General features: G+C 55.9%; 4 protein-coding genes and 1 pseudogene. 4 read left to right on the top strand and 1 reads right to left on the bottom strand.

What is annotated here, in order from left to right; translation table 11 throughout:
* Positions 1-739: pseudogene (locus tag JTP94_RS34790) on the bottom strand (transglutaminase N-terminal domain-containing protein); the annotation flags it as partial.
* Between the two features lie 472 nt (positions 740-1,211).
* Here JTP94_RS34790 and JTP94_RS34795 point away from each other — a divergent pair.
* From JTP94_RS34795 to JTP94_RS34810, 4 genes are all read left to right on the top strand, one after another.
* Entirely contained in the window at positions 1,212-1,421 is a 210-nt protein-coding gene (locus tag JTP94_RS34795) for a cold-shock protein (RefSeq protein WP_037191038.1), read from the top strand.
* Positions 1,422-1,554: 133 nt separating this feature from the next.
* Positions 1,555-1,779 carry a hypothetical protein gene (locus tag JTP94_RS34800; protein ID WP_204854890.1) on the top strand — a complete coding sequence of 75 codons (225 nt, stop codon included), beginning with the start codon at positions 1,555-1,557 and terminating at the stop codon, positions 1,777-1,779.
* Between the two features lie 31 nt (positions 1,780-1,810).
* Positions 1,811-2,191 carry a DUF6481 family protein gene (locus JTP94_RS34805; protein ID WP_204854891.1) on the top strand — a complete coding sequence of 127 codons (381 nt, stop codon included), beginning with the start codon at positions 1,811-1,813 and terminating at the stop codon, positions 2,189-2,191.
* A gap of 199 nt (positions 2,192-2,390) precedes the next feature.
* Complete coding sequence (locus JTP94_RS34810; protein WP_204854892.1) at positions 2,391-2,666, top strand: hypothetical protein; 276 nt, start codon at positions 2,391-2,393, stop codon at positions 2,664-2,666.
* Positions 2,667-2,857: the final 191 nt, after the last annotated feature.

Below are 2,857 nucleotides of genomic sequence, written 5' to 3' on the forward strand. Positions count from 1 at the left end.
TTTCCGACGATGCCGTTGGTGGGATTCCACCCAGCCCGGGCCTGGCAAGTAAATTTGGCACCAGGCGTGGGTTGATCCGCTACCCAGGCTCGTCGAGCCGTCGCGGTCGGCAACATAGAGGTAACCGGTCACGAAACGTGCGGCCAGCCCGAGCGACGTTGCTGCCTCCATCATCAGCAGCGCGAAATTGCGACAGGTTCCACGCCGAAGCTGCAAGGTCTCGACCGGGACCTGCGTCCCATGCGTCGACTGCCGCGCCTAAATGAAGCTCTCACGGATCGCGTAACACATTGTCATGAGCAAGTGGCCGGTTTCGGTGGGTTGACCGATCCGCACGAATTGTCGTGCCCACTTGCCAACGTCATCATTTGGATCGGGGTAATGGCGCTGGATGGTTCCTCCAGATCAAAGATCTCGTCCGGATCATATGCGAAAGGATAGGTCAAAGCATCCTTGTCGATCTGAAGATCGAATGCGGCGTGCGGCGTATGGTCGAGGCGAATGACCGTTTCGAAGTAAAGCTCATTCGAAGGTCCTGCAAAGCCGACAAGAGCGACGCAACTACCGAACACGTCACGAATCCATCGGACGTATTTTGGCTTCGGATCGACTTGCAGATGAGAATTCAACAGCGTCTGATCGAAACTGTCCTCGGCCTGAACATCAAGCGGTGCTCGCCGAATTCCACCGGTCTTTTGTACCGATAGGAGGTCACATGCCTGACGGAAAATATGGTTATCCAATCACCGATGGTAGCTGGCGGCGCGCCATCTGCAAAATCTGTTGTTCGAGCCGACAACGGTCAGTGGCTAGCTCGATGATGAGTTTTCCGGCAATGGGCACCGAACGGTCTCGTCATACGTCTTATCGTTCCTCGCGATCGACTTACAGGCAAACGTTTGGTTGCCTCATGGATTTACTGCGCTCTCAATCTTATACTGCACGTGGCGGTCTTTAGACGAAACGAAATCAGCGGTCGAATGTACCGTCTGGAAGTGCAATCATATGTCGAGACTTGGCCTTCTGAAAAACTAAAAGTTGACAATCCGTTACTGGTAGCCTAAACGACGAGTGTCGATATTTGCTTGCTGAGCTTTGGTTACCGCGCGTTTGGCACCGCGCCCTGAACGAACCTTCCTTTCAAAAATCGCTATCCACCAGCTGCAACGCGTGAGCGTTGTGGTCTCTCTATTGCTATGAAAGGGTTCTTCATGACCACTGGCACAGTTAAATGGTTTAATTCCACCAAGGGCTTCGGTTTCATTCAGCCTGATAATGGCGGCACCGATGCGTTCGTCCACATCTCGGCTGTCGAGCGCGCTGGTATGCGCGAGCTCGTCGAAGGCCAGAAGATTGGCTTCGAACTGGAGCGCGACGTAAAGTCGGGCAAAATGTCGGCCTGCAATCTCCAGGCTGCCTAACGCACTCGGTATCTGCTTTCCCTTGACCACGGATGTACTGGCACTGTTGAGAGCATGATACCAAACCAAGGTCAGGCAGTTTGCCTGGCCTTTTTTATTGCCGCATTGACCCGGCCTCAATCCAGGAAACACCATGGCACAGACATTCAGCAAATCTCGCCTGCAGGCGGAGATTGCCTTCGGCAATGCCCAATCGCAATTCTTTGCCCGCAACAACGCCGTCGATGAGCTCGACTTCCTGACCCGTTCCCGTGAGGAAAAGACCCTGCGACTTCGTGAAGCGCGCCTTGCAAAGGAACTGCAGGACCGCACTGCGGCGACCGCCTCGCTTCTGGTTAAACGCGCCAGGAAGCCCTGATCTTTTATAACCCGAATCCCAGGATGAAGACTTGAAGAACGCCAAGAACAACGATCTGATCGATCGGCGCGCGGCTGCCGCGCAAGCAAAGACGGCTCTCCTGACTGCCTATCGCACGGCGCAGACGGCGGCCGAGCCGACCAGGTTGGCGCGAGAGGCGGAACGCGTGGCTGTTGCCGCGGCCAGAGAAGAGCGGCGCCTTGAGCGCGAGCGGGTCAAGCTTGAAGAGCAAGAGCGGCTGATGGCCGAGGCGACCGAGCGGCAGGAAGCCGTAGTTGCTGCAGCCCGCGCCGAAATCGAAGCACGCGAGACGGCTGAACAAAACCACATCGCACGCCTGATCGAAGATGAAGCCACTCGAAAGGCTGACCGCGATCGGCGCTATGCCAACCGCAAGGCCCGGCAAGCTTAGCAGCGACATCCCGTAAAGGCGGGTAGTCTATCTATCTCGGCTGCTACGTGCGGGCGTGCTGCTCGATCTATGGAGGCACATACCGCTTGCGATGTGTCGGAGTGCATTGAATGACGGTTGGATCCGGCATCGCAGCAGCGTCGACCTAACCAGCACCGCTTATATCGTTGCTGAGTATTAATCATCCACAGGAGTTTCCATGGCAGAAAATACCGGCGAACTTCAGGCAATCAATACGGCCTGGCAGATCGCGATTCAGGAAATCCTGCGGATGGTCATCCGCGATATGTATCGTGAAGATGGCGCGGCGGCGTTTATGGGTCACGTCAAGCGCATCGAAGAGGCAGCCGTCGACAGCATCTATACGGACCTGAGGCTGCGCGGGACGGATGAATGGACGGAAGTGCTCGTGAAAGAAAAAGCGAGCAATTTCGTCACGACCTTGCTGACATCGTTCACGTTTGACCGCACCTGAACGCGTTGCCGCGGACGGTGATCTGATGTAGATTCTCGCCTTTTCTAAGGGTATGACTGTGACCGGTGATGTCATGTCTGGATGGCGCCCGTTTGGCAATGTGATTTTGGCCGGTGTTTGAGCTTTGCGGGTCGGGTGCAGTCATGTCTTCGGCCTATTTATGCGGCGCGTGATGACCGCTGGCCCTGATG

The organism is Martinezella lusitana (genome assembly GCF_016901135.1).
In the GTDB taxonomy this organism is placed as follows: Bacteria; Pseudomonadota; Alphaproteobacteria; order Rhizobiales; family Rhizobiaceae; genus Rhizobium; species Rhizobium lusitanum_D.